Here is an 18,711-nt window from a genome sequence, read left to right on the forward strand (position 1 = left end):
TACCTTTCCATTTGAGGACGCGTCCGGCACCGCCATACGTACTGCGGAGGCCTATCGCCCTAGAGAGCCGAGGCGGCATTTAGCGTTACGCAGGAGCCGCCCAAATGGCTAGCGGCTTCGGCTTTTTTATGAGTGGCGGCAGAGCATGAGGCCCCACAAAGCAAAACCCCGGGCATAGGCCGGGGTTTTGCGCTAATGGGCGACAATTACCCGCCCACTTGTGACACTTAATGTGCCCATCGACAGGCCTCTTAGAAATCGAGGTTTGACACCGCCAAGGCATTTCTTTCGATGAAGTCACGGCGAGGTTCTACCGCGTCGCCCATCAGGGTGTTGAAGATCTGGTCAGCGCCAATGGCATCTTCAATCGTGACCTTGAGCATCCGGCGCACACTTGGGTCCATGGTGGTTTCCCACAGCTGATCCGGGTTCATTTCACCCAGACCTTTATAGCGCTGGATGGTATGGCGTTTGGTGCTTTCCGCCATCAGCCAGGCAAGGGCTTCCTTGAACTCGTTGACCGGCTTCTTGCGTTCGCCGCGTTGCACGTAAGCGCCTTCTTCAAGCAAGGTGCTTATTTGCGCGCCCAGAGCAGTCACGGTTTTATAGTCGTTGCTGCCGAAGAAGTCGCGGTTGAAGGTCACGTAGTTGGACAAGCCGTGGGAGATCAATTCGACCTCTGGCAGCCAAACATTACGTTCGCGATCTTCACGCAGGCTGGCTTTATAGACCAGACCTGACTTCTCACCAACGCGCAGGCGCGCGTCAAACAGCGCCAACCATGCCTGCATGCCTGCATGGTCGGAAAGCTGCTCAAGCGAAATTGGCGGCAGGTAAACGAAATGCTCGGTCAGTTCCTGAGGATACAAACGCGACAAGCGCTTGAGCGTCTTCATGACCATACGGAAATCGTTAACCAGACGCTCCAGCGCCTCACCAGAGATCCCGGGAGCCGATTCATTGAGGTGCAGGCTGGCATCTTCCAGAGCCGACTGGGTCATGTACTCTTCCATGGCCTCGTCGTCTTTGATGTATTGCTCTTGCTTGCCTTTCTTCACTTTGTACAACGGCGGTTGAGCGATGTAGATGTAGCCACGCTCTATCAACTCAGGTAGTTGACGGAAGAAGAAGGTCAGCAGCAACGTACGGATGTGCGAACCGTCGACGTCAGCATCGGTCATGATGATGATGTTGTGATAGCGCAGCTTGGCGATGTTGTATTCATCGCGGCCAATACCGCAACCCAGCGCCGTGATCAAGGTGCCCACTTCTTGCGAAGAGATCATCTTGTCAAAACGTGCTTTCTCTACGTTGAGGATCTTGCCTTTAAGCGGCAGGATCGCCTGAGTCTTACGGTTGCGTCCCTGCTTGGCGGAACCACCAGCAGAGTCACCTTCCACGAGATACAGTTCGGAGAGGGCAGGGTCTTTTTCCTGGCAGTCAGCGAGCTTGCCTGGCAGACCGGCAATATCCAGTGCACCTTTACGGCGAGTCATCTCACGGGCTTTACGAGCCGCTTCACGGGCGCGTGCAGCATCAATCATTTTGCCGACAACCGCTTTCGCTTCGTTCGGGTTTTCCAGCAGGAAATCGGAGAAGTGTTTACCCATTTCCTGTTCAACCGCAGTTTTCACTTCGGACGAAACCAGCTTGTCCTTGGTTTGCGAGCTGAACTTTGGATCAGGCACTTTGACCGAAATGATTGCGGTCAGACCTTCACGCGCATCGTCACCGGTCGTGGCGACTTTATGCTTCTTGGCCAGACCTTCCTGTTCGATGTAGGTATTCAAGTTCCGCGTCAGAGCAGAACGGAAACCTACCAGGTGAGTACCGCCGTCACGCTGAGGAATGTTGTTGGTAAAGCACAACAGGTTCTCGTTGAAGCTGTCGTTCCACTGCAAAGCGATCTCGACAGCAATGCCATCGTCGCGTTGGATGTTGAAGTGGAAGACCTGATTCACCGGCGTCTTGTTGGTGTTCAGATACTCAACGAACGCGCGCAAACCACCTTCGTACTTGAACAGTTCTTCCTTGCCGCTGCGCTCGTCTTTTAGAACGATGCCCACACCGGAGTTGAGGAATGAGAGTTCACGAATACGCTTGGCCAGGATGTCCCAGCTGAAGTGAATATTCTTGAAGGTCAGATCGGATGGCTTGAAGTGAATCTCGGTACCGGTGGAGTCACTCTCACCAACGATGCGCATGGGTTCCTGTGGAACACCATGGATATAGGTCTGCTCCCATACTTTGCCACTGCGACGCACGGTCAACAGCAACAACTCGGAAAGCGCGTTAACCACGGAAACACCTACACCGTGGAGACCGCCAGATACTTTATAAGAGTTGTCATCGAACTTACCGCCAGCGTGGAGCACGGTCATGATGACCTCAGCTGCCGACACGCCTTCTTCTTTGTGCACGTCTACCGGAATACCGCGACCATTGTCGCGGACGGTGATCGATTCATCCGGGTGGATAACGATGCTGATTTCGTCGCAATGGCCAGCCAAAGCTTCGTCGATCGAGTTATCGACCACCTCGAACACCATGTGGTGTAGACCGCTGCCATCGTCGGTGTCACCGATATACATACCGGGACGCTTGCGTACGGCATCTAGCCCTTTCAGCACTTTAATGCTGGAGGAGTCGTACGTTTGATTTTCGCTCATGCCTTCACTCCCGGTGGTCGTGGGTCTGGGTGATACGGCCTTGTTCCACGTGGAACAAAGCGACTGGCGTTTCCGTCTGCCAGCCTTCCCTCAATAATTCATGGTCTACACAGGTGATAAACACTTGGCAGCGTAAGTCTTCTAACAAGCGACAAAGGGCGCGGCGATGATGCTCGTCCAGTTCAGACGGCAAATCGTCCACCAGATAAATACACTGGCCGCGCCGTGCCTGGCTGACCAAATGTCCTTGAGCAATGCGCAAAGCGCAGACCACTAACTTCTGCTGGCCACGAGATAGAATTTCAGCGGCATTATGAGCGCCCAATCTAAGGCGCAAATCAGCACGTTGCGGTCCAGCCTGCGTATGCCCCATTTGCTGATCGCGGTGGAGAGAAGACGCGAGCACTGTACTCAGCTCTTTCTCCTTGTCCCAGCCGCGGTAATAGCTCAGGGTTAAACCTTCAAGCTCAACCAGCTCGCTCAAGGTCTTTTCAAAAACTGGCTTTAGAGCCTTGATGTAGGCTCGACGATATTCATCGATGTCAGCGCTGGCCAGGCATAACTCCCGGTCCCAAGCCGCTTGCGAAGCGACGTCAAGTGTACCATGCCGCAGCCATGAGTTCCGCTGCCGCAGGGCCTTCTGCAAGCGTTGCCACGTCGACATAAAGCGAGGTTCCACGTGGAACACTCCCCAGTCGAGGAACTGACGCCGGATCTTGGGAGCGCCTTCAAGGAGGCGAAAGCTGTCGGGGTTAATCAGTTGCAGAGGTAATGCTTCAGCCAGCTGTGCTGCGCTTCGCGCATTCTGCCCGTCGATACGGATCTGAAACTCCCCCTGCCGATCCCGCGACACACCCAGACTGCTGTGCCCACCTTGAGCCAGTTCAACCTGACCAAAGACCGTACAGGCGGGTTGCTCATACTGAATCACTGGCAGCAATCGTGCGCTGCGAAATGAGCGAGCAAGACCGAGCAAGTAAATGGCTTCCAGGACACTGGTTTTGCCACTGCCATTCGCGCCGTGAAGAATATTTATGCGGGGGGAAGGAGAGAGGGTCACCGGGTGCAAATTGCGCACCCCGGTGACAGAGACGCGGCTGAGGGACATCTAGGCTCTGCTGGACATTGGAAGTTACAGACGCATCGGCATAACGACGTAAGCGGAATCATCGTTATCCGATTCCTGCACCAGCGCGCTGCTGTTGGAGTCAGACAAAATCAGACGCACCTGCTCGGTGGTCATCACGCCCAACACGTCGAGCAGATAGCTCACGTTGAAACCAATTTCCAGCGGGCCGCCGTTGTAATCGACGCCGACTTCTTCTTCTGCCTCTTCCTGTTCAGGGTTGTTCGCCTGAATCTTCAATTGACCATTGGCCAACTGCAAACGGATACCGCGATACTTTTCGTTGGACAGGATCGCCGTGCGGCTGAACGCTTCACGCAATGCCTGACGATCACCCAATACCAACTTGTCGCCACCTTTAGGCAGAACGCGTTCGTAATCAGGGAACTTGCCATCGACCAGCTTCGAGGTGAAGGTGAACTCGCCTGTCGTAGCACGGATGTGATGCTGGCCCAGGACGATGCTCACAATCCCATCCTGCTCGGTCAGCAGACGCGCCAGTTCAAGGATGCCTTTACGCGGCACGATCACTTGATGGCGGTCAGCTTGCTCGATCTCGGCCGTCATGGAGCACATTGCCAGACGGTGGCCATCAGTGGCGACGGCGCGTAGCACGCCAGCGTGCACTTCCAGCAGCATACCGTTGAGGTAATAGCGAACGTCCTGCTGCGCCATGGCGAAGCTGGTGCGCTCGATCAAACGGCGCAACTTGCTCTGCACCAGGTTGAACGTCAGCGACCCAGGACCTTCTTCCACTGTAGGGAAGTCATTGGCAGGCAATGTGGACAAGGTAAAACGGCTGCGTCCCGCTTTTACCACCAGTTTCTGCTCATCGACTTTGATATCGATCAACGCGTCATTGGGCAGGCTTTTGCAGATATCCATCAGCTTGCGCGCAGGAACAGTGATCTCCCCTGGCTCTGCGGGCTCTTCCAACTGAACACGGCCTACCAGCTCGACTTCCAGGTCGGTACCCGTCAGCGACAACTGCTGGCCTTCTACAACCAATAGCACGTTGGATAACACTGGCAAGGTCTGTCGGCGTTCAACAACGCCGGCGACCAGTTGCAGAGGTTTCAACAAGGCTTCGCGTTGAATGGTGAAGTGCATGGTCTAGTCCCTTGCCTTAATAAGCTGCGCTGGTGTCATCAGGTCGTGAGTGTCCGCAGCAGGTTCTTGTAGTCCTCGCGAATATCCGCGTCGGATTCCTTAAGCTCGTTGATTTTTCGGCACGCATGCAAAACGGTCGTATGGTCGCGTCCACCAAACACATCGCCAATCTCGGGCAAACTGTGGTTGGTCAATTCTTTGGACAGCGCCATCGCGACTTGTCGCGGACGTGCAACCGAACGTGAGCGTCGTTTGGACAGCAGGTCAGAAATTTTGATCTTGTAGTACTCAGCCACGGTGCGCTGAATGTTATCCACACTGACCAACTTGTCCTGCAACGCCAACAAATCTTTCAGCGATTCACGAATCAATTCGATCGTGATATCGCGTCCCATAAAGTGCGAGTGAGCGATCACCCGCTTCAGGGCGCCTTCGAGCTCTCGTACGTTGGAACGAATACGTTGTGCGATGAAAAAAGCAGCGTCATGGGGCAGATCAACTTTCGCCTGATCCGCTTTTTTCATCAAGATTGCCACGCGGGTCTCAAGCTCCGGCGGCTCAACGGCAACCGTTAATCCCCAGCCAAACCGCGATTTCAACCGCTCTTCAAGGCCTTCAATTTCTTTCGGGTAACGGTCGCTGGTCAAGATGACCTGCTGACCACCTTCAAGCAAGGCGTTGAACGTATGGAAGAATTCTTCCTGGGAACGCTCTTTACGGGCGAAAAATTGAATGTCATCGATCAGCAATGCATCAACCGAACGATAGAAGCGCTTGAACTCGTTGATGGCGTTTAACTGCAGCGCTTTCACCATGTCAGCCACAAAGCGCTCCGAATGCAGGTACACAACCTTGGCATTCGGGTTCTTCTTTAATAGATGGTTACCCACAGCATGCATCAAGTGGGTTTTACCCAGACCCACCCCACCATAAAGGAACAACGGGTTGTAACCATGCTTGGGGTTATCCGCAACCTGCCAGGCCGCTGCGCGGGCCAACTGGTTGGATTTACCCTCGACGAAATTCTCGAAGGTAAAGGTCCGGTTCAAGTAGCTGGTGTGCTTGAGCGCGCCCTCGACCTGGACGGTACGCTGCTCGGCACGCGCTGGCGCCTGCTGAGAGCTTGCGCCGGCCATTGGATCAAAGCTCGCACGCGAAGGCTCGTCATTGACCGCAATCGTTTGGCTAGGCGCTGGCGAAGAGGCCTGCTGAACCGGTAACGCGGCAACCTGATTGACAGTAACCGCGTGGGACGCAGCCGCCGCCAGTGGCGCATTGGGCGCTGCACGCGGTGCAGAGCTGCGTTTGCTGCCTATTAATAAGGAAAGCGCAGGCGCGAGTCCTTGCCCATGCTCGCCAAGCAGTTCGAGCAAGCGACCCAGGTATTTTTCATTGACCCAATCGAGAACGAAACGGTTCGGTGCATAGACACGCAACTCGTCGCCTTCGGCTTCGACCTGTAGCGGACGGATCCAAGTGTTGAATTGCTGGGCAGGCAGCTCATCGCGCAAAAGCTCCACGCACTGCTGCCAAAGTTCCACTGACACGGATATCCCCTAAGTTGAAAGCCGGTGAGGCAAAAACAGCCGCCATTGTAACGATCAGCGCCCGACTTATCCACATGTAGGTTGCTCTGAGATCACGAAGAATCAAGGCTTTATCCAGAAATTACACGACCAACGGCGTGTGCATAAGCTCTGTGGATAAGCGTGCTTCAGCCCATTGCATAAGTCGGGTCTGAACTCTGTGGATAACCTGCCTGTGGATAAGAGGCCATTTCATGCACAGCTTATCCGACAGTGCAGCACAGGTAGAGCACCGTTTCTCAACCGTATTATCATCCTCTGTACACACTGAGTTTAAAGGGCTAGAGGCAGTTATCCACAGAAGATGCCTTCCCTAGCTTTTATAAGCATTACAAAAGAGCTTTAAATACTTTCCTTCTTTATTTCTATATTTGATCACAGGGTCCGTCCTGGTTTCTCAGACAAAAAACGACGCGCTCAGGAAAAGGGCTGTTGAGAAGTAAATGAAGGAAACGCTGGTTGGAAATTGACCTAGAGGCTTGCTTTCTCTAGAATCCCCGGTCTCTTAAAACGGGGGCCATTCCGGCCCGTTGTGGACGAACCAGGTAACACGCCATGAAACGTACTTTCCAACCCAGCACCATCAAGCGCGCTCGCACCCACGGTTTCCGTGCTCGCATGGCCACCAAAAACGGTCGTGCAGTCCTGTCGCGTCGTCGCGCCAAGGGCCGTAAGCGTTTGGCAGTTTGATAACTCGGCACAGGTGGTGAGTCGAGACTTCAGTCGGGAAAAACGTCTTCTGACACCCCGACACTTCAAGGCAGTCTTTGACTCCCCCACCGGCAAGGTTCCGGGGAAAAATCTCTTGCTCCTTGCGCGCAACAACGACCTGGATCACCCCCGCTTGGGGTTAGTGATCGGTAAAAAGAGCGTAAAGCTCTCCGTTGAGCGCAATCGCTTGAAACGCCTAATGCGCGAATCCTTTCGCCTGCACCAAGATGATTTGGTCGGCTGGGATATCGTAATCGTCGCGCGCAAAGGTTTGGGTGAGATAGAAAACCCCGAATTGATTCAGCATTTCGGCAAACTCTGGAAACGTTTGGCACGCAGCCGACCGGCTCCAGAACTTAAAACCGAAACTGTAGGGGTAGACAGTCCAGATGCGTAAACTGGCACTCGTTCCGATCCAGTTCTATCGCTATGCCATTAGCCCGCTAATGGCCAGCCACTGTCGTTTCTACCCCAGTTGTTCCTGCTACGCGTATGAAGCCATCGAAAATCATGGCCTTCTACGCGGTGGCTGGCTGGCCTTTCGTCGTTTAGGTCGCTGTCATCCGTGGAATGCCGGTGGTTTTGACCCGGTTCCACCCGTTCCTACCTCCCGTTCCTCTTCGATGGCCGAGTAATCATGGATATAAAACGCACGATCCTGATCGTCGCCCTGGCAATCGTGACTTATGTCGGGGTCCTGAAATGGAACCAGGACTATGGTCAGGCTGCCCTGCCGACTCAGAGTGTTGCTGCCAGTACCACCGCTTCGGGTATACCGGATACGGCGACTGGTTCGAATGCTTCTGCAAGTGCCGATGTTCCGAGCGCCAATACTGACGCCGCTGCTCCGGCTGAAACACAAGTCGCCATCAGTAAAGATCTCATCCAGGTAAAAACGGATGTGCTCAATCTGGAGATCGACCCGGTAGGTGGTGATGTCGCGCAGCTGCGGTTGCCCCTTTATCCACGACGTCAAGACCATCCAGAGATTGCGTTCCAGCTGTTCGATAACGGCGGCGAGCGGACTTATTTGGCACAAAGCGGTCTGACAGGTACCAACGGTCCGGATGCTCGTGCATCGGGTCGACCTGTTTACACCAGCGTACAAAAGACTTATCAACTGGCCGATGGCCAGAATGAACTGGTCGTTGACCTGAAGTTCACGGACGCCGGCGTCAATTACATCAAGCGCTTTACCTTAAAGCGCGGCCTGTACGATCTGGGTGTCACTTACCTGATCGACAACCAGAGCGGTCAGCCATGGGCTGGTAATCTGTTCGCACAACTCAAGCGTGACTCGAGTGGCGATCCGTCTTCGACCACCGCGACCGGTACTGCGACTTATTTGGGCGCCGCATTGGGTACACCTGCTGAACCCTACAAAAAAGTGTCGATGAAAGACATCGACAAAGCCGCGCTAAAAGAAACCGTTCAAGGTGGCTGGGTTGCCTGGTTGCAGCACTACTTCGTGACTGCCTGGATTCCGAACAAGAACGACAGCAATGTCGTGCAAACGCGTAAAGACAGCCAAGGCAACTACATCATCGGCTTCACTGGCCCGGTTTTGACCGTTGCTGCCGGTGCAACGGCTCAAACCAGCGCTACGTTGTACGCGGGTCCAAAAAGCCAAGCGGTGCTCAAGGAGTTATCCCCAGGTCTGGAACTGACTGTCGATTACGGCATTCTGTGGTTCATTGCCCAACCGATCTTCTGGCTGCTGCAACATATCCACAGCCTGGTCAGTAACTGGGGCTTCTCAATCATCTTGCTGACCATGTTGATCAAAGGGATTTTCTTCCCTCTGTCGGCAGCCAGCTACAAATCCATGGCCCGCATGCGTGCCGTCGCACCGAAACTGGCTGCGTTGAAAGAACAGCATGGCGATGACCGGCAGAAAATGTCGCAAGCCATGATGGAGCTGTACAAGAAAGAGAAGATCAACCCGTTGGGTGGTTGCTTGCCGATTCTTGTGCAAATGCCGGTTTTCCTTTCGCTGTACTGGGTTCTCCTGGAAAGCGTGGAAATGCGTCAGGCTCCATTCATGCTTTGGATCACTGACCTTTCGATCAAGGATCCGTTCTTCATCCTGCCTATCGTTATGGGCGCGACGATGTTTATCCAGCAACGTCTGAACCCGACTCCGCCGGACCCGATGCAAGCGAAAGTAATGAAGCTGATGCCAATCATCTTCACTTTCTTCTTCCTCTGGTTCCCTGCAGGTCTGGTTCTGTACTGGGTCGTCAACAACTGCCTGTCGATCTCGCAGCAGTGGTACATCACACGTAAGATCGAAGCCGCTACCAAGAAAGCGGAAGCTTGATCTAACCTGTTAGTAAGTCATGCAAAGCGCCCCCTCGTGGGGCGTTTTGCTATCCGCTATTTGTCTAGAGAACCTGGCCATGAACGTCCCTCGTGAAACCATTGCTGCGATTGCAACCGCCCAAGGCCGAGGCGGTGTGGGCATCGTGCGCATCTCCGGCCCTTTGGCAAGCCGTGCAGCGCAAGCCATCATCGGTCGCGAGCCAACACCGCGTTATGCCCATTACGGCCCATTCAGCGATGAGACGGGGCAGGTGATCGATGAAGGCATTGCCCTGTATTTCCCGGGTCCGAACTCATTCACCGGTGAAGACGTGCTTGAGCTTCAGGGGCACGGCGGCCCCATCGTGCTGGATATGTTGCTGCAGCGTTGCCTGCAATTGGGCAGCCGTCTGGCTCGACCGGGGGAATTCAGCGAACGCGCGTTTCTCAATGACAAGCTCGATCTGGCGCAGGCCGAAGCGATCGCTGACTTGATCGAAGCCAGTTCCGCCCAGGCTGCACGTAATGCGCTGCGTTCTTTGCAGGGTGCTTTTTCCCGGCGTGTGGATAACTTGACGGAAAAGCTGATCAACCTGCGGATCTACGTAGAGGCCGCTATCGACTTCCCAGAAGAGGAAATCGACTTTCTTGCCGATGGCCATGTGTTGAGCATGCTCGATTCGGTACGCGAAGAGTTATCCACAGTCTTGCGTGAAGCAGGCCAAGGTGCGTTGCTGCGTGACGGCATGACGGTCGTTATTGCTGGCAGACCCAACGCTGGCAAATCGAGTTTGTTGAATGCGTTGGCCGGCAGAGAAGCAGCGATTGTTACCGAGATAGCGGGAACTACCCGGGATATCTTGCGCGAACATATCCACATCGATGGCATGCCGTTGCATGTCGTTGATACGGCCGGGTTACGTGATACCGACGACAAGGTCGAGAAGATTGGCGTGGAACGGGCGCTGAAGGCGATTGGTGAGGCTGATAGAGTCTTGTTGGTCGTGGATGCGACCGCACCTGAAGCGAATGACCCGTTTGCCTTATGGCCTGAATTTCTGGAACAGCGTCCAGATCCGGCAAAGGTCACGCTGATTCGTAACAAAGCTGACTTGAGCGGTGATCCCATCGTCCTGGAACGCAGCATCGATGGCCACGTGACGATCAGCCTGAGTGCAATGGCCGCGGGTGAAGGTCTGGAACTGCTACGCAATCATTTGAAAGAGTGCATGGGCTATGAGCAGACCTCTGAAAGCAGCTTCAGCGCTCGCAGGCGACATCTGGAAGCATTGCGTCACGCCAGTACGTCGCTTGAGCACGGCCGTGCTCAATTGACCCTTGCCGGTGCCGGTGAGCTCCTCGCTGAAGATTTGCGTCAGGCACAACAGGCCTTGGGCGAGATTACTGGAGCTTTCAGCTCAGACGACCTGCTGGGGCGCATTTTTTCCAGTTTCTGCATCGGTAAATAACACTCCCTGCTTCGCAGGAATGCGCTTGCCCGCGATAGCTGTGTGCTGACACAGCGCATCGAACGGATCGCTGGCAAGCCCGTTCCAACAACCCACTCCACCGCTCATTTATCCAACCGAACAGAAATACTCTGGCCTCGGCTGCCCACCTGCACCTTTTTTTCAGCGAGCAGCACGCTTTTCTGTGGATTAAGCCCTGTGAATAACTGCCCTTCAGCCCAGTTGATAAGTAGGCCTAAAAACAGAGGATAAAGTGCCCTGTGGACAAGTGCCCCTTTAATCCACAGGCTTAACCTACTTATCCAAGGGCCTCACAGGTACATGACCACAGACTTTTGAATCGCTGTACATATTGAATATAAAGGCCTACAGGATCTTATCCACAGAAATGTAGCTCAGTAGAAATAAACATAAAAACAAAGATTTATAAATTTCTTTCTTTTTAATTTCTATATCCGCCAGTCATCCACAGCTGGTTAAATTTTGTGCACGAAGGTTCCTTCAGGGGGGGGAAGTCCCTATACTTGCCGACTGCCCTGATTTCCCATTCCTATTTTCCAAAGAGCAGGCACGAGGTGCGTGGTGCAATTCCCTTCCCGTTTTGAAGTGATCGTCATCGGCGGCGGTCATGCCGGTACCGAGGCCGCACTGGCGTCGGCACGTATGGGTGCAAAAACCCTGCTGCTCACGCATAACGTGGAAACCCTCGGCCAGATGAGCTGCAATCCCGCGATTGGCGGCATCGGCAAAAGCCACTTGGTCAAGGAAATCGATGCCCTTGGCGGCGCCATGGCCATTGCCACTGACAAAGGCGGCATCCAGTTCCGTGTGTTGAACAGCCGTAAAGGTCCAGCCGTTCGTGCTACTCGCGCTCAGGCTGACCGCGTGCTGTACAAGGCGGCTGTTCGCGAAATCCTCGAGAATCAGCCCAACCTGTGGATATTTCAGCAAGCCTGCGATGACCTGATCGTCGAACAGGATCAAGTCCGCGGTGTAGTGACCCAGATGGGTCTGCGTTTCCTGGCCGATTCGGTTGTTTTGACGACAGGAACCTTCCTCGGTGGACTTATCCACATCGGGATGCAGAACTATTCCGGTGGACGTGCGGGCGATCCGCCGTCGATTGCTCTCGCTCAGCGGCTACGTGAATTACCGTTACGGGTCGGTCGCTTGAAAACCGGCACGCCGCCACGCATCGACGGACGTTCGGTGGATTTCTCGGTGATGACCGAGCAACCAGGCGATACGCCTATTCCCGTCATGTCGTTCATGGGGTCCAAAGAGCAGCATCCTGCTCAAGTCAGCTGCTGGATCACCCATACCAACGCCCGGACGCATGAAATTATCGCGGCCAACCTTGATCGCTCGCCCATGTATTCCGGGGTGATCGAGGGTATTGGTCCACGCTATTGCCCATCGATTGAAGACAAGATTCACCGCTTTGCCGACAAGGAAAGCCACCAGGTCTTCATCGAACCCGAAGGCTTGACTACCCACGAGCTCTATCCGAACGGCATCTCCACTTCACTGCCTTTCGATGTTCAGTTGCAGATCGTGCGGTCGATTCGCGGGATGGAAAACGCCCACATCATTCGTCCTGGCTACGCCATCGAGTACGATTATTTCGATCCTCGAGATTTGAAATACAGTCTGGAAACGAAAGTGATTGGCGGCCTGTTTTTCGCAGGTCAGATCAACGGCACAACGGGCTACGAAGAAGCCGCTGCCCAGGGTTTGCTCGCGGGCGCCAATGCCGCACTGCGCGCTCAAGGCAAAGACAGCTGGTGTCCGCGACGCGATGAGGCGTACATCGGTGTACTGGTCGACGACCTGATTACCTTGGGAACGCAAGAACCCTACCGGATGTTCACATCTCGAGCCGAATACCGGTTGATCCTGCGAGAAGACAACGCTGACTTGCGCCTGACCGAGAAAGGCCGTGAGCTGGGACTGGTCGACGATGCGCGCTGGGCAGCTTTCTGCACCAAACGTGAAAGCATCGAGCTGGAAGAACAGCGCCTGAAAAGCACGTGGGTACGTCCCGGCACCGAGCAGGGAGATGCTATCTCCGCGCATTTCGGCACGCCGCTGACTCACGAATACAATTTGCTCAACCTGCTGACACGTCCGGAAATCGATTACGCCAGTCTGGTAGCGATTACCGGTGATGGGTGTAGCGATCCACAGGTCGCCGAGCAGGTTGAAATCAAGACCAAATACGCTGGTTATATCGACCGTCAGCAGGACGAAATCGCCCGGCTGCGCGCCAGCGAAGACACCAAATTGCCAGAAGACATCGACTACGTCGGTATTTCCGGCCTGTCGAAAGAAATCCAGAGCAAGCTGGGGATAACTCGTCCCGAGACCCTCGGACAGGCCTCGCGGATTCCTGGCGTCACCCCAGCGGCGATCTCGCTGTTGATGATTCATTTGAAAAAACGCGGCGCGGGCCGTCAGTTGGAGCAAAGCGCTTGAGTTCTATGGTCACCCCGCAACATGCCGAAGAGTTATCCCGAGGTGCCCGGCAACTCGGTATCGACTTGAGCGACAGCCAGCACAGCCAGTTACTGGCTTACCTGGCGCTGTTGATCAAGTGGAACAAGGCTTACAACCTCACTGCTGTACGCGACCCGGATGAAATGGTCTCGCGGCATTTGCTCGACAGCCTCAGCGTCGTGCCCTTCATCGCTGGCGATCGCTGGCTTGATGTCGGCAGTGGTGGCGGAATGCCCGGTATTCCGTTGGCGATCCTGTTTCCTGAAATGAAAGTCACGGTGCTCGACAGCAACGGCAAAAAAACCCGCTTTTTGACTCAAGTGAAACTCGAGTTGAAGCTGGATAACCTGGAAGTTATCCACAGCCGTGTGGAAGCGTTCAAACCTGAGCTACCCTTCACCGGAATCGTTTCCCGAGCGTTCAGCAGTCTGGAAGACTTTACGGAGTGGACCCGGCACCTCGGCGACACGGATACGCGATGGTTGGCGATGAAAGGGCTGCATCCCGCCGATGAGCTGGTAGCATTGCCGACAGATTTTCACCTCGATAGCGCACAAGCCTTGACCGTTCCAGGTTGTCAGGGCCAACGCCATCTGCTGATACTGCGCCGCACGGCATGATTGGGAACACAAGCAAGAATGGCTAAGGTATTCGCGATAGCGAACCAAAAAGGTGGTGTGGGTAAAACCACCACCTGTATCAACCTCGCAGCGTCACTGGTCGCGACCAAGCGCCGTGTGTTGTTGATCGATCTCGACCCGCAGGGCAACGCCACGATGGGCAGCGGTGTGGATAAACACGCGCTTGAATATTCGGTTTATGACCTGCTGATCGGCGAATGCGATCTGGCCCAGGCCATGCAGTTCTCCGAACATGGCGGGTATCAGTTGCTGCCAGCCAACCGCGATCTGACGGCGGCCGAAGTGGTCCTGCTGGACATGCAACTGAAGGAAAGTCGGTTGCGCAACGCTTTGGCGCCTATTCGCGAGAATTACGATTACATCCTCATCGACTGTCCTCCGTCGTTGTCGATGCTCACCTTGAACGCTCTGGTTGCCGCTGACGGGGTCATTATCCCCATGCAGTGTGAGTACTTTGCGCTTGAAGGGCTGAGCGACCTTGTGGATAACATCAAGCGCATCGCCGAGCTGCTCAACCCGCAGCTAAAAATCGAAGGCTTGCTGCGCACCATGTACGACCCGCGACTGAGTTTGATCAACGATGTTTCCGATCAGCTCAAAGAGCATTTCGGGGAACAGCTCTACGACACGGTCATCCCACGCAATATTCGTCTGGCTGAAGCACCGAGTTTTGGGATGCCAGCGCTGACGTATGACAAAACATCGCGTGGCGCCCTGGCCTACCTTGCCTTGGCCGGCGAGATGGTTCGCCGTCAACGTCGCAACTCGCGCACCGCTCAGGCAAATTAAGGAATCCGCATGGCCGTTAAGAAACGAGGTCTCGGACGTGGGCTGGATGCACTCCTAAGCAGTCCGACCGTCAGTGCGCTGGAAGAACAGGCTGTTCAGGCCGATCAACGTGAACTGCAGCATTTGCCACTGGACCTGATCCAGCGCGGCAAATACCAGCCACGCCGCGACATGGACCCTCAGGCGCTTGAAGAGCTTGCTCTGTCGATCAAAGCCCAAGGCGTGATGCAGCCAATCGTGGTGCGTCCGATTGCCGACAAGCGCTTTGAAATCATCGCCGGTGAACGTCGCTGGCGTGCAGCCCAGCAGGCTGGGCTTGAAACCATTCCGGCTATGGTCCGCGATGTGCCCGATGAGACTGCCATCGCCATGGCGCTGATCGAGAACATTCAGCGCGAAGACCTCAATCCTGTCGAGGAGGCGGTCGCTTTACAGCGTCTCCAGCAAGAATTCCAATTAACCCAGCAGCAAGTCGCTGATGCTGTGGGTAAGTCGCGGGTTACTGTGGCCAACCTGCTGCGTTTGATTTCCTTGCCTGAAGTCATCAAAACCATGCTGTCCCATGGCGACCTGGAAATGGGCCATGCACGTGCATTGCTCGGTTTGCCCGAAGAACAGCAGGTTGAAGGGGCGCGACATGTTGTCGCACGCGGGCTGACTGTGCGCCAGACTGAAGCACTGGTTCGGCAGTGGTTGAGTGGAAAACCAGCCTCTGCCGGGTCCTCTGAACCGGCCAAATCCGACCCGGATATCAGTCGCCTGGAACAGCGTCTGGCCGAGCGCCTAGGCTCTGCGGTGCAGATTCGCCACGGTCAGAAGGGTAAAGGGCAGTTGGTGATTCGCTATAACTCGCTGGATGAGTTGCAGGGTGTCCTTGCTCACATCCGCTGAAACAATTGCTTTGTAGCGGGTAGTCGGAAATCACTACCTAACAGTTGAATAGGGGGTAAACCGCCCCTATACTCTGCGCGCATTTTGTCGGCACAAATGATGCCAAGTTATTGATTTTGGCGGCCGGCATTCGAGGAGCAGTTGTGATGGAAAGCCGCACGCAAAACCGCCTGCCGTTCCATCGCTTGGCGGTTTTTCCGGTACTGCTGGCTCAATGTGTAGTCCTGCTGCTGGCAGCTTTGGCGCTGTGGCAGTGGCACGGAGTCGTAGCCGGGTACTCAGGCCTTTGCGGAGGTTTGATAGCTTGGCTGCCCAATTTGTATTTTGCTCATAAGGCGTTCCGGTTTTCCGGTGCTAGAGCAGCGCAAGCCATAGTCCGGTCTTTTTATGCCGGCGAGGCTGGCAAACTGATTTTGACGGCAGCGTTTTTTGCGCTGACCTTTGTAGGTGTGAAGCCACTGGCGCCGCTGGCTGTATTCGGCGTGTTCATGTTGACCCAGTCGGTCAGCTGGTTTGCTCCCCTGCTAATGAGAACAAGACTTTCGAGACCTTAGGGCGTTTGAGGCAACCATGGCAGCAGAAACCGCTTCGGGCTATATCCAGCACCACTTGCAGAACCTGACCTTTGGTCAATTGCCAACCGGCGGTTGGGGCTTTGCCCACTCCGCAGCTCAAGCCAAAGAAATGGGCTTCTGGGCTTTCCACGTCGATACCCTCGGCTGGTCGGTAGCATTGGGTTTGATCTTCGTATTGATTTTCCGCATGGCGGCTAAAAAGGCGACCTCTGGTCAGCCGGGCGCCCTGCAGAACTTCGTCGAGGTCCTGGTGGAATTCGTTGATGGCAGCGTTAAAGACAGTTTCCACGGTCGTAGCCCTGTCATTGCGCCATTGGCACTGACCATTTTCGTCTGGGTGTTCATGATGAACGCCGTCGACCTTGTACCGGTCGACTGGATTCCGAAACTGGCCGTCCTGATCACTGGCGACTCGCACATTCCGTTCCGTGCGGTATCGACAACAGATCCTAACGCGACCCTGGGCATGGCCTTGTCGGTGTTCGCGCTGATCATTTTCTACAGCATCAAGATCAAGGGCATCGGCGGTTTCGTCGGCGAAATGACCCTGCACCCATTCGGCAGCAAGAACATTCTTGTTCAGGCGCTGTTGATTCCGGTGAACTTCCTGCTTGAATTCGTGACGCTGATTGCCAAACCGATTTCGTTGGCACTGCGACTGTTCGGCAACATGTACGCTGGCGAGCTGGTCTTCATCCTGATCGCGGTCATGTTCGGCAGCGGTCTGCTCTGGCTCAGTGGCCTGGGTGTTGTGCTGCAATGGGCGTGGGCAGTTTTCCACATCCTGATCATCACCCTGCAAGCGTTCATCTTCATGATGCTGACCATCGTCTACCTTTCGATGGCTCACGAAGAGAACCATTAAGACTCGCCTGGCGTGTCTGATGACCCTCTTGCCTTGGTGAGAGGGTGCCCGCAAGGGCTGCTGTAAAAACGATTTTGCTTTACCGCTTTAATCTAAAAACCTAACCAATACGACGTAAAAGTCGGGAGGAAAGATGGAAACTGTAGTTGGTCTAACCGCTATCGCTGTTGCACTGTTGATCGGCCTGGGCGCACTGGGTACCGCAATTGGTTTCGGCCTGTTGGGCGGTAAGTTCCTGGAAGGCGCAGCTCGCCAACCAGAGATGGTCCCAATGCTTCAAGTTAAAATGTTCATCGTCGCTGGTCTGCTCGACGCCGTGACCATGATCGGTGTTGGTATCGCTCTGTTCTTCACCTTTGCGAACCCCTTCGTTGGTCAACTGGCTCACTAATTACTCGGTTTTTCGAGTTGAGCAAGTGTGATGGACAACGAACGAGCGAGGTGTTGGCGTGAACATTAATGCAACCCTGATTGGCCAGTCCGTTGCGTTCTTCATTTTTGTACTGTTCTGCATGAAGTTCGTATGGCCTCCGGTCATCGCGGCTTTGCACGAACGTCAGAAGAAGATCGCGGATGGATTGGACGCTGCTAGCCGAGCAACTCGTGACCTGGAGTTGGCCCAAGATAAAGTGGGTCAGCAACTGCGCGATGCTAAAGCTCAGGCAGCTGAAATCATTGAGCAAGCAAAGAAACGCGGTAATCAGATTGTCGACGAAGCCCGTGAACAGGCTGTTGTCGAAGCTGACCGTGTGAAGGCTCAGGCTCGGACCGAGATCGAGCAGGAACTGAACGGCGTCAAAGACGCGCTACGCGCCCAATTGGGCAGCCTGGCAGTCAACGGTGCCGAGAAGATCCTGGGTGCCACAATCGATCAAAACGCGCACGCGGAGCTGGTTAATAAACTGGCTGCTGAAATTTAAGCGAGGGCGATCATGGCAGAACTGACCACGTTGGCCCGACCTTACGCTAAGGCAGCCTTTGAGCACGCCCAGGCCCACCAGCAACTGGCCAATTGGTCAGCCATGCTAGGCTTGGCTGCAACTGTGTCGCAAAACGACACAATGCAGCGCGTACTCAAGGCCCCGCGACTGACGAGCGCAGATAAGGCCACCACTTTTATCGAAGTGTGTGGCGACAAGTTTGATGTCAAAGTACAAAATTTCATCCACATCGTTGCCGAAAATGACCGTCTCCCGCTATTGCCGGAGATCGCCGCACTGTTCGACCTGTACAAGGCTGAGCAGGAAAAATCGGTTGATGTGGACGTCACCAGTGCTTTTGCATTGAACGAAGAACAGCAAGACAAACTCGCCAAGGTTCTCAGTGCACGGCTCGGCCGGGAAGTGCGCCTGCACGCTGCGGAGGATGCCACCCTTATAGGTGGTGTCATCATCCGCGCCGGCGACCTGGTTATCGATGGCTCAGTTCGTGGCAAACTCGCGCAACTGGCCGAAGCATTGAAATCTTGAGTTTGAAGGGGCA

Annotated in this window: 18 protein-coding genes; 14 read left to right on the forward strand and 4 right to left on the reverse strand. The window is 54.8% G+C overall.

The genetic code is table 11. From position 1 onward, the window contains the following. Positions 1-251: 251 nt before the first annotated feature. The 4 genes from gyrB to dnaA are packed head-to-tail and all read right to left on the reverse strand — an operon-like array spanning position 252 to position 6,452. Positions 252-2,669 carry a DNA topoisomerase (ATP-hydrolyzing) subunit B gene (gene gyrB / locus K0F75_RS18320; protein WP_219063377.1) on the reverse strand — a complete coding sequence of 806 codons (2,418 nt, stop codon included), beginning with the start codon at positions 2,667-2,669 and terminating at the stop codon, positions 252-254. Positions 2,670-2,673: 4 nt separating this feature from the next. Further along, complete coding sequence (recF, locus tag K0F75_RS18325; RefSeq protein WP_219063378.1) at positions 2,674-3,777, reverse strand: DNA replication/repair protein RecF; 1,104 nt, start codon at positions 3,775-3,777, stop codon at positions 2,674-2,676. A 24-nt stretch (positions 3,778-3,801) separates the two neighbouring features. Beyond that, complete coding sequence (gene dnaN / locus K0F75_RS18330) at positions 3,802-4,905, reverse strand: DNA polymerase III subunit beta (RefSeq protein WP_219063379.1); 1,104 nt, start codon at positions 4,903-4,905, stop codon at positions 3,802-3,804. A 38-nt stretch (positions 4,906-4,943) separates the two neighbouring features. Next, a complete protein-coding gene (gene dnaA, locus K0F75_RS18335) occupies positions 4,944-6,452 on the reverse strand; it encodes a chromosomal replication initiator protein DnaA (RefSeq protein WP_219063380.1) in 1,509 nt (502 codons plus the stop codon). Positions 6,453-7,046: 594 nt separating this feature from the next. Between dnaA and rpmH the strand changes: the two genes are divergently transcribed. From rpmH to K0F75_RS18405, 14 genes are all read left to right on the forward strand, one after another. Next, positions 7,047-7,181 (forward strand): 50S ribosomal protein L34, encoded by a 135-nt coding sequence (rpmH, locus tag K0F75_RS18340; RefSeq protein WP_002551315.1) that lies wholly within the window; start codon positions 7,047-7,049, stop codon positions 7,179-7,181. A 16-nt stretch (positions 7,182-7,197) separates the two neighbouring features. After that, positions 7,198-7,599 carry a ribonuclease P protein component gene (rnpA, locus tag K0F75_RS18345; RefSeq protein ID WP_219063381.1) on the forward strand — a complete coding sequence of 134 codons (402 nt, stop codon included), beginning with the start codon at positions 7,198-7,200 and terminating at the stop codon, positions 7,597-7,599. After that, positions 7,592-7,837 (forward strand): membrane protein insertion efficiency factor YidD, encoded by a 246-nt coding sequence (yidD, locus tag K0F75_RS18350; protein WP_219063382.1) that lies wholly within the window; start codon positions 7,592-7,594, stop codon positions 7,835-7,837. The genes rnpA and yidD overlap by 8 nt, the downstream gene beginning before the upstream one ends. A 2-nt stretch (positions 7,838-7,839) precedes the next feature. Beyond that, a complete protein-coding gene (gene yidC, locus K0F75_RS18355; protein ID WP_219063383.1) occupies positions 7,840-9,522 on the forward strand; it encodes a membrane protein insertase YidC in 1,683 nt (560 codons plus the stop codon). A 79-nt stretch (positions 9,523-9,601) separates the two neighbouring features. Further along, positions 9,602-10,972: a tRNA uridine-5-carboxymethylaminomethyl(34) synthesis GTPase MnmE gene (mnmE, locus tag K0F75_RS18360; protein ID WP_219063384.1), complete on the forward strand. Its 1,371-nt coding sequence runs from the start codon at positions 9,602-9,604 to the stop codon at positions 10,970-10,972. Positions 10,973-11,554: 582 nt separating this feature from the next. Continuing rightward, positions 11,555-13,447, forward strand: a complete 1,893-nt coding sequence (gene mnmG / locus K0F75_RS18365) for a tRNA uridine-5-carboxymethylaminomethyl(34) synthesis enzyme MnmG (protein WP_219063385.1) — start codon at positions 11,555-11,557, stop codon at positions 13,445-13,447. 5 nt (positions 13,448-13,452) lie between these two features. Next, positions 13,453-14,088: a 16S rRNA (guanine(527)-N(7))-methyltransferase RsmG gene (gene rsmG, locus K0F75_RS18370; RefSeq protein ID WP_219063415.1), complete on the forward strand. Its 636-nt coding sequence runs from the start codon at positions 13,453-13,455 to the stop codon at positions 14,086-14,088. A gap of 18 nt (positions 14,089-14,106) precedes the next feature. After that, positions 14,107-14,898 carry a ParA family protein gene (locus K0F75_RS18375; RefSeq protein WP_219063386.1) on the forward strand — a complete coding sequence of 264 codons (792 nt, stop codon included), beginning with the start codon at positions 14,107-14,109 and terminating at the stop codon, positions 14,896-14,898. 9 nt (positions 14,899-14,907) lie between these two features. Next, a complete protein-coding gene (locus K0F75_RS18380) occupies positions 14,908-15,789 on the forward strand; it encodes a ParB/RepB/Spo0J family partition protein (RefSeq protein ID WP_219063387.1) in 882 nt (293 codons plus the stop codon). 146 nt (positions 15,790-15,935) lie between these two features. Continuing rightward, a complete protein-coding gene (locus tag K0F75_RS18385; protein WP_219063388.1) occupies positions 15,936-16,343 on the forward strand; it encodes a F0F1 ATP synthase subunit I in 408 nt (135 codons plus the stop codon). Between the two features lie 16 nt (positions 16,344-16,359). After that, positions 16,360-17,229: a F0F1 ATP synthase subunit A gene (gene atpB / locus K0F75_RS18390; RefSeq protein WP_219063389.1), complete on the forward strand. Its 870-nt coding sequence runs from the start codon at positions 16,360-16,362 to the stop codon at positions 17,227-17,229. A gap of 133 nt (positions 17,230-17,362) precedes the next feature. After that, positions 17,363-17,620: a F0F1 ATP synthase subunit C gene (gene atpE / locus K0F75_RS18395; RefSeq protein WP_019694395.1), complete on the forward strand. Its 258-nt coding sequence runs from the start codon at positions 17,363-17,365 to the stop codon at positions 17,618-17,620. 58 nt (positions 17,621-17,678) lie between these two features. After that, positions 17,679-18,149, forward strand: coding sequence for a F0F1 ATP synthase subunit B (locus K0F75_RS18400; RefSeq protein ID WP_219063390.1), 471 nt, complete (start codon positions 17,679-17,681; stop codon positions 18,147-18,149). 12 nt (positions 18,150-18,161) lie between these two features. Further along, on the forward strand, positions 18,162-18,698 hold the full coding sequence (locus K0F75_RS18405; protein ID WP_219063391.1) for a F0F1 ATP synthase subunit delta: 537 nt from the start codon (positions 18,162-18,164) through the stop codon (positions 18,696-18,698). The last annotated feature ends 13 nt before the right edge of the window (positions 18,699-18,711 follow it).

Origin of the sequence: Pseudomonas sp. UMAB-08 (assembly GCF_900095225.1) — a bacterium.
In the GTDB taxonomy this organism is placed as follows: Bacteria; Pseudomonadota; Gammaproteobacteria; order Pseudomonadales; family Pseudomonadaceae; genus Aquipseudomonas.